General features: G+C 59.8%; 3 protein-coding genes and 1 pseudogene. All 4 read left to right on the top strand.

The genetic code is table 11. The annotated features are described in order from the left end of the window. Window positions 1-1,089, top strand: a pseudogene (locus ABX749_RS11490) (VWA domain-containing protein); the annotation flags it as partial. A gap of 16 nt (window positions 1,090-1,105) precedes the next feature. Beyond that, window positions 1,106-7,000, top strand: coding sequence for a hypothetical protein (locus ABX749_RS11495; protein WP_372896105.1), 5,895 nt, complete (start codon window positions 1,106-1,108; stop codon window positions 6,998-7,000). Window positions 7,001-7,248: 248 nt separating this feature from the next. Next, window positions 7,249-8,340 (top strand): prenyltransferase/squalene oxidase repeat-containing protein, encoded by a 1,092-nt coding sequence (locus ABX749_RS11500; protein ID WP_372896106.1) that lies wholly within the window; start codon window positions 7,249-7,251, stop codon window positions 8,338-8,340. Next, entirely contained in the window at window positions 8,337-9,074 is a 738-nt protein-coding gene (gene bshB1, locus ABX749_RS11505) for a bacillithiol biosynthesis deacetylase BshB1 (protein ID WP_372896107.1), read from the top strand. Before ABX749_RS11500 ends, bshB1 begins: the two co-directional genes overlap by 4 nt. Window positions 9,075-9,200 lie beyond the last annotated feature (126 nt).

Raw genomic sequence — 9,200 nt, forward strand, 5'->3', positions numbered from 1 at the left:
CAGTACGATGCCGTTCTGTTGGGTGAAATTGATTCTTCGCAATTCACGACCGGCGACCGAGGTCTGCTGTCCCGCTTCGTCGCCGGCGGCGGTGGTCTGGTGATTATCGACGGTCGGTTCGGAAAACTCCGCGCGTTGGCCGCGACCGAATTCGGGGAATTGATGCCGGTTCGATATCGAGGAAGCTCCACTTTGCCGCCGCCCAGCCGATTGCAGGCGACACCGGCCGGGCTGGAGCAACCCGCGCTCGGCTTGATCGATCAAACCGACCAATTGGATTCGTTTTGGCGTTCCCTGCCGGCTCCCAAGTGGAGTGCGGATGTCGAATTGAGTGAAGGGGCGGAGGCTTGGGGCGAAGCGGTATCGGACAACGGCACCCGCACACCGTGGTTGGCCACGCGAATGTACGGGGCCGGACGCGTGTTCTATTTTGCCTCCGATCAAACCTGGCGCTGGCGCTACAAAGTTGCCGATCGATTTCACGCCCGGTTTTGGAACCAGTTGGTCGTCGCGGCGATGGAACCGCCGTTTTCCGCCAGTGACCAGTACGTTTCCATCGGCACCGACAAGGTCGAATACCGGGGCGGGGAATCGGTCGCAGTCCGCGCACGGTTACGTGACGTCCGTGGCAATCCCGTCGCGGATGCCACCGTCGATGCGCTCGTCATGCGTGACGGCAACAAGATCGCCACGGTGCCATTGAGTGTCGACAACCCCAACCGCGGCACCTATGTCGGCCAAGTGCCGCCGTTACCCGGCGGTGAGTATTCGATCCGAATTCGCGCCAGCGGGTTTGATGAATCCGCGCTGCTGGCATCGACGCCGATTTGGGTCACCGAAGACGATCACGCCGAAATGCAGCGGATGAGTCTGGATGAAGACGCGTTGCGTCAGATCGCGTCGGCCGGCGACGGAACGTACATCCATGAATCCGACGCCGAACGGATGCTGGAATTACTCAAACCGCTCTCCAGCGGCACCGTCATCGAAACCGACACGGTGCTTTGGCAATCGTATCTGTGGTTTTGGTTGATCATCGCGTTGCTGACCATCGAATGGTGGTGTCGCAAACGAGCCGGATTGGTCTAACGGACAGGAAACAGAAATGGCAACAGTACGCGAACACTCGAGAGCCCGAACGGGGCTGGATCCGATCACCACGCGGACGCTGGCCGCGTTCCGTCGACGACGCGGAATGTTGCTGGCCGCCCGCGCGATCGGCGTCGGACTGCTGGTGTTCATCTCGCTGGCGTTATTACTGGCGACTTTGGATTACCTGTTCTTTTTCAGCGACGCCGTGCGCTGGACACTCAGCATCGGGATCTACGTGGCAACCGCAGCGGCGATGTGGCTGACGGGGTTGTCGTCCTTCGCCGTCCGCGACGAGTTGGAAATTGCCCGCCACGTCGAAAGTGTCGCGCCGAACTTGCGCGAAAACCTGGTCGCCGCCGTCGAATTGGCCGATCCCGATTCCGCCAACGGGTCGCCCTATTTTCGACGCCTGTTGCAAAGCCGCGTGGCCCGCCGGATCGCGAAAGTTGATGTGGGCCAGGTGCTGCCGTTGCGATTGGTTCGCCGCTGGGTGCTCAGTGGATCCACGGTCGCGTTGTTTTGCATCGCGTTGATGTTTATCCCCTCGGCACAATTCGGCCGTCGCTTTGCCCGCGCCGCACTTCCCGGGTTCGCCATCGAACGAGCGTCTCGGACCAAAGTCACCATCCTGGAACCGTCTCCGATGTCGGGCTACGTCGCCGAACGGGACGCGGTGGGCGTGATCGTGCGCGTCGACGGGGCCGAAGCGGACGATGTGATGCTGCACTGGCGCAGTGCCGACGGGACCTCCGGCGAGTCACTGATGACGCCGCGGATGGATGCGTCCGCGTTTCGGCCCGGTGACTCCGCCGACGCGACGACCGCCTCTACCGGTTCAGAAGCATCCGATGATGTTGCGATCGATGACGCACCCGGCGGACGATTTGCGGCCAATTTGTCCGTCGGCTCGGTACCGATCCAATATCGCATCACGGCCGGTGACGCGATCACACTTTGGCACGAACTGACGCCTTTGCCCCGACCACGCGTCGTACGCTATGAAAAACGCTATCGCTTGCCGACCTACGCCCGACTCGATGATCGCACCGCCGATGAAGAACACGGGGACTTGAAAGCGCTACAGGGTACGACGGCTGAGGTGACGGTGACGTTTGATCAACCCGTCGAAAACCCCGTCGTCCGATTCGGTGTCCGCGGTGCTCGCAGCGAGATGGAGCCCGTCGACGAATCCTCGACCAAGTTTCTGACTCGGATTTCGATCAAAACTTCCGGTCAATATCAAGTCGATGCGACCAGCGTCCGCAGCGGACTGGATAACCCGTTCAGCCCGACCAACATGATCACCCCGGTCTTGGACACGCCCCCAATTGTCCGTTGGTCAAATGAAACCAAACCCAGCCAAATGGTGTCGTCGTTAGACGTCGTCGAGATGGCCGCTTATGCCGCCGATGATCTGCCGCTGGAACGTGTCATCCAAGAAGTCCGTGTCAACGAACGGCGATTCGAATCGTATGCGTTGCCGATCGAAGCGGAGAATCGAAAATTGGATCTCAATTGGTCCTGGGACATGATGCACCGCTTGGGCGAAAACTCGCGAACACCACAGCTTTCCGCGGGTGATCTTGTTCGAACACGACTCGTCGCCATCGACCGCCGCGGGGCACGAACCGAATCGCCGCTGATCGAGTTTCTGATCGCCGGCGATGGCTTTGACGCCGATCGACACCAGTTTCTGCAACCGTTCGCCCAGCAAGTCGACCGCATCATGAAGTGGTCCCAGCAATCCAAGCAGCTCGCTGAGGATCTGCAGGATATCGGCAACTCAGGAGACTTCGAAGGCTTGGAAGAGATCGACACCAAGTGGAAACCGTTGCAGCAGGAATCGGTCGCGTTGGTCAAGAGTCTGTCTGAAACGCTGACTGCAACTCAAAATACCGCTAGCGCGTCGATGACCGAATTGGTCGGCAGAGCCATCATCGACGTCGAGACACGGCTGGATGGCCAGATCAAACAGATGCAATGGCTTTCCGAAAACCAGGCAGACGTGTGGAGCAAGGAGCACGAAAAGAATCGCCAAGCCGTCGGCCGCGAGGCAAACCAGACGGCCTACCAATGCGACCGGTTGGGTGAGTTTGCCCAGGCACGGTTCGCGCTCGCCCTGTCTGCGTCTCTGTATTCCGACGTCAGCATGCTGCGTGAGAGCGTCAACCGCTTGGTCGACGATATGCCCCGGCAGCGTCTGCCCCGCTACCTGACCCTGGTGGCTGGTCAATTGGCCGAAATCGATCGGCTGATCGCACAATACGAGTCGCTGTTATCCCCACAACATTCGCAACATCTTTCCGGTGACTCCTGGATGCGTTGGTCCCAGCGTTGGAACCTGCAAATCGAAACCCTGCTGGAAGACCAGGCGCGTCGCGATCAAGTCTACGCCGTGTTGAAATCATTACGCGATGAAGTCAAAGACAAACCCCAACACGTGGTCTATTCTGCGACCCACGACACGGTGTTGCGTTGGGGGCGTGACCTTCGCAAAGAAATGGGTTACCTGTCGGACCTGACGCGACGTTTGTTCGACGCCGGACGAGAATGGCAAGCGGCTCAGAAAGCGACCCAAGGCGATCGCAATGCCGACGATGCGGTCAAGAACGGATTGGCGGTCCAGTGGGGACAACTCAAATGGCAGACCGAACGAAATCGGTTGATGGTGGGTGCGGCAGGCCAAGAGAAACTCAATCGCGCCAAATCCAAAGTCGATTTGAAGTATGCCGCCGATCAAAACCTGTTCGTCCGTGCGATCAAGAACGTCACCGAAAACGGTTACCAAGACTACGAAGACGAACCGGCCGATCGGGTTCTGAACTCCATCGCCGCCGCGATCAGTACGCTGCAGGCGGCCAGTGACATCGCCGCGGCGCGCGAAGACTGGCTGGCGATCCGCGAAGGCGAGAACCAAAGCGATACCGCGCCGCTGCGAAAGATCTATCATCCGATTTGGTTCAAGTTGCAAGACATCCGAATCGAATTGGGCGTCCGCTACCTGCGACAGTCGCAAGTCGACTGGGAGACGGTGTTGCGGCCGATCGACGAGACACGCCACAACGATGATCACACCCAGGCCAACAATCGAATCGATCCCCGACGTTGGAACCTGGACCGCTTTGCCTCGGCCGGCAAACCGCTCGAATCGCTCGCACGTGACCTGCAAACCGGACTGGTGGGCCTGTCAGAAAAAACGGAACAGGCGCGAGACGTGCTGCGCCGCTACGTGTTGACGCTTTCCGAACAGGCGCGCGAAGCCGCCGAAAAAGCAGAACAGGCCAAACAAGAAACCGACCAACGGCCCGATGCGAGCGAGGAATCGGCCGAGGAGGTCCAGCCGCGACAAGAAGAAGCGATCGAGAAGGCGACCGAGACCATCGGGTCACTGATCGACCAAGCCAACACGACCGACATCATCGATGACCAGCAGCGGGAAATCGCTCGTGACGCCGACGCCGCCGCGGAATTGATCGCCGAAGCGGTCCAGAAGACCAAGGACGCGCTCAAAGAAGCCGAGACGGCCCAGTCCGATCAACAACGTGACGAGGCGCTCGAATCGGCTGAACAAAAGCTCGGTGAACTCTCCGAGCGACTCGAACAAACCGCCGATCACTTCGAAAAAATCGAAAACGGTGACGACATCGCGGAGTCGCGAGAACAATTGCGTCAAGCGGAAGCACAATTGAAAGCCGCCGAAGAACTGGAGCAGCGATACGACAGCGCCAGCGAGATGGCCGATGCCGCCAAACAAGACCCACGCGAACTGTTGCGACAACTCGAAGAGGAACTGCAACGCAATGAACCGATGCAAAACGCGCTCAGCGAGATCGCCGAGAAAATCGTCGGTGAGGTCGCCGAGAACTTGAAACAGGCCGCCAAGGATGAAGACGAATTGCAACGTCGACTGGAATCCGACGACGACGCCTTCGCCGAACAAAAGCGCCAAAAGCAACTGATGCTCGACGAGTTTATCGGGCGGGCAAAAACCTTGCGCGACCGGACGCTTGCCACCGCATCCAAAACGGCCGGCTGGGGCGATGATCCGAAAACACGTGAATCGATCGAAGAAACTCGCCAAAAACTCAACGATTCGATCAACCAAGCCGAACAGGTCTCACGCGGCAAACCCACCCTCAGCGAACTGCAATCGGCAACGCGCCAGATGCAACAGGATGTCAAACAGGCCGCCGAAGAAACCCGGCAAGCCGCCGGGCAATTGGCCCAACAGGCGGAAAAGGATCTGCACGGTGACAAACAAAAACGCAACACCGCCGCGGAGTCGATGCAGCGCAACGAGAACCAATTGCGAAATGACGAGCTTCGCGCACTCGACCAACAGCGAAAGAAATGGGCTTCGACTGAAAAAGACGCCGGCCGACGGGTCCGCGAAAATGAACAGAAAAAGCGCAGTGCCGAAAACGCGCTCAACCGAGAGCAAGACAAGCTGAAGAAAAATCCCGACAACGACTGGCACAAGCGAGAGGTGGAAAAACAACAGGACTTGATCGCTGAGGCGTCGCGGGCGATCGAGCAGTCGCGCCAAACCAAAGACCTGGCAACCGGCCGCGGCAAGGAGGCTGTCAAACGCGCCAACGAAATCAATCAAACCAAAGTCGCGCCGCTGGACAAAGCCAACCCGGCTGCACAACTGGGTGAAAAAGTGGCCAACAACGCGGCAGAACGGCTACAGCAACTCGCTCAAGAACTCGGTCAGCTTGCCGACGATTCCGACATCGCTCCGGATCTCCGCGCCACCTCCGAGTCGGCCGAAAGCCTGGCCAAACAGCAGGGGTTGGTGCAAGACAATGTGCAAACCGCCACCGATGACCTGGCCCGCGCGTCCCGCCATGAAGCCCGTTTAGAAAACGATCGCGCGGCCGAACAACTCGCCCAGGCATCACAGCAAACCGAGCAGCTCGCTGGGCAGGCCGCCAAGCAAGCCGGGGAAGAATTGGAGCAAACCGCCGACGAAAGTAACAACGCCGCCGCTGCCGCCGAGGCGCTGCAAGATGCGAAGGAAAAAATCGCCGCTCAAGCCGAAGCGGTCCAGTCGATGCTCGGTCAATCCCAGACGCCCGACGGCCAGTCCAGCCAACCGCCAGGTGAATCGGGGGATTCAGACCGTCCGGCGCCGAGCCAATCGGCCAGCGCCGACGCGACCCAATCGCCCAGCCAGCAACCCAGCCAGCAACCCAGCCAGCCGTCCAGCCCAACCCCCTCGGGGACTGCATCCGAGTCCGGCCAACAACCTTCCTCGGGGCAGCAAGCCGCACAGTCCGGCCAACCTTCCAGCAGCCAACCCTCCGGCAACCAGCCCTCTGCCCGGCAAATGGCTCAGACACTTGATGAACTGGATCGTTCCCTCGCCGCTCAAGCATCTCAGTCCGCTCAACAGCCGTCCGACTCCAAACCGGCATCGGGCCAACCGTCCGAAGGCGACCAGGGACAGCCGGCCAGCGGACAAAGTGGTAACGAACCCGGCGGTCAACCGTTCAACGATCCCAACGCAGACGGTCGCCCCGGTTCCGGCCAGCCGCCGCAGAACGCCGTCGAAGCCTCGCCGACGCTCGCCCAGATGCTCGAAGCCCAAATGCAGCAGGCTGCCCGCGAACGATTAAAAAGTCTGCAACAGGCACAAGCCGGCGAGCAACCCGGCGAACCGTCCAACTCCGATGCCTCGTCGCCGAACCCGGTTTCCGAATCCGGCGAAGGCGACATGCCGGACGGCCCCGACGAGATCGATTTGATCCAGGGTGCGATCGCCGACGGTGATTGGGGCGACCTGCGTCGACGCGGAGTCGATGACGCCGCACAAGGCCGATCGATTCAAATTCCGCCGGGCTACGCTCGTGAGATCAAAGCCTATTTCAAAGCGCTCTCCAAACGAGCCGCGGAGACGAAATGATGCCACGGAACCGCAAAACCGAATCCAATGTTGCGTCGGCGATTGACGTGTCGACCTCCTCTTGCTGCGTTCGACCCTTCTTTCGGACAAAGTCGGGGGAGACGGGAGCCATGGTGAGACGTCTAAGTACCAGTGCCAGCGAGAAGGGTGAAGTCGTAGGTTGCCCGGTCGCCGGCGCGAACCGGCTGATCCCCGCCGACCATCAGCCGGCTGGCGTAAGCCGACGGGACCACGATCCATCAACGCCGTTGCCCCGTCTCCGTCGCCGCGACCTGTTCTCGCTCGCCGGCGCGCTGACCGGACTGTTGGCAACCCCGGCATGGTCCGATGAGCCGCCGTCGATCGACAACCTGTACGTCGACGATGAATTGGACCAAGCCTGTGACCGCGCGATCGAGTTTCTGCTGCGCAACCAACGTTCCACCGGGGCGATCACCGACCGTGGTCACGAACTTGCGCTCACTTCGCTGGCGATCATGGCGCTGGCGGCGATCGGCACCGAACCGGCCGAGCCCACGCGACGCGGGCGGGCCATGCGTGCCGCACTCGACTTCGTGCTCAGACCGGACCACCAAAACGATTCCGGATACTTCGGTGCCTATGACGGTTCGCGGATGTATGGCCACGGGATCGTCACGTTGATGTTGACCGAAATGCTGGGCATGGGCGCGACGCCGAAACAGAACGAGCTGATTCATGAACGGCTCGAACGTGCCCTGCGATTGATCCTTTCTTCCCAAGCGGTCCGGAAGGAACGAAAACTCGAAGGCGGATGGAGGTACTCACCCCAATCACGCGACAGTGACCTGTCCGTTTCGATCTGGCAACTGATGGCCTTGCGCTCGGCCAAGAACGACCAGATGAACGTCCCCAGCGAAGCGATCGACAAAGCCCTCGATTACCTGCGCAATTCCTTCACCGGACGACGCACCGCGACCGGGGTCGGCGAAGGCGGCTTCAGTTACACACCGGGGCAATCACGCCCCTCGTTTACGATGACGGCAGCCGGATTGCTGGCGATGCAAGTCTGTGGACAATACGACGCTCCCGAAGTGGCCGCGGCGGCGGATTGGTTGTTCAGCCATCGCCCCAAGACCAACGAACGTTACCTGTTTTACGGACTGTATTACTACGCCCAAGGCATGCACCAGGTCGGCGGCAAGTACGCCGACGAATCCGGCCGCGTCGTCTCCTCGTTGTTGTTGCCGCGACAACGTAGCGACGGATCGTGGATGTCGCCCGGTGGCGAAGAACGCAACGTCGGTTTGGTCTACTCCACTTCGCTGGCGTTGCTTTCCCTTTCCGTGCGCTACCATTACTTGCCGATCTATCAACGATGACCGAAATCCATACTGACGGCCCCGAGTCGATCGGTGACGTCCAGCCACTCGATTTCCTGGTTGTCGCCCCACACCCCGATGATGCCGAGATCGGGATGGGCGGAACGATCGCCAAAATGATCCGCCAAGGCATGCGGGTCGGGATCTTGGATCTGACCACCGGGGAACCGACGCCGCACGGAAGCGAAATCATTCGCCGCACCGAGACGATCCGTGCAACCGAAATCCTGAACGTCACGTGGCGCGGCAATGCGGGGCTGGTCAACCGCGAATTGCAACACACGCTCGAAGCGAGAAAGCGGATCGCTAGCTACTTTCGGATGCTGCGCCCGCGTTGGGTGTTCGCGCCGTATTTTCACGACGCCCATCCCGATCATGTCGTTGCCACCGAGTTGATCGAAGCGGCCCGGTTTTGGGCCAAGCTCAGCAAGACCGACATGCCGGGAGAACGGTTTCATCCCGAGCGAACGTTTTATTACTTCTGCATTCACCTGCGTCTGGCCGTCCAACCCAGTTGGATTGTGGACATCAGCGACACGATGGAACAAAAACTCGAATCGATCCGCGCCTACGAAAGCCAGTTCGTCGTCGGCCGCCCGACCGACCCGCCGACGATGCTCGATCGAATCAAAATCGACGGAGCCTACTTCGGCAACCTGATCGCCCGCCGCTACGGAGAACCCTTCGCCACCAAAGAGCCATTGGCGCTGACGTCACTGAGGGATGTGTTTTAGCAGTTAGCAGTTGGCAGTTAGCTTTTAGCAGTTAGCTTTTAGCAGTTAGCTTTTAGCAGTTAGCTTTTAGCAGTTAGCTTTTAGCAGTTAGCAGTTAGCAGTTAGCACTTAGCAGTTAGATTTGAG

The sequence above is a fragment of the Stieleria sp. genome (genome assembly GCF_041595215.1).
In the GTDB taxonomy this organism is placed as follows: domain Bacteria; phylum Planctomycetota; class Planctomycetia; order Pirellulales; family Pirellulaceae; genus Stieleria; species Stieleria magnilauensis.

Bases quoted from the DNA above. Each gene is read 5' to 3' on its own strand.
- bshB1 (WP_372896107.1), top strand. From the start codon at position 8,337: ATGACCGAAATCCATACTGACGGCCCCGAGTCGATCGGTGACGTCCAG.
- ABX749_RS11495 (WP_372896105.1), top strand. From the start codon at position 1,106: ATGGCAACAGTACGCGAACACTCGAGAGCCCGAACGGGGCTGGATCCG.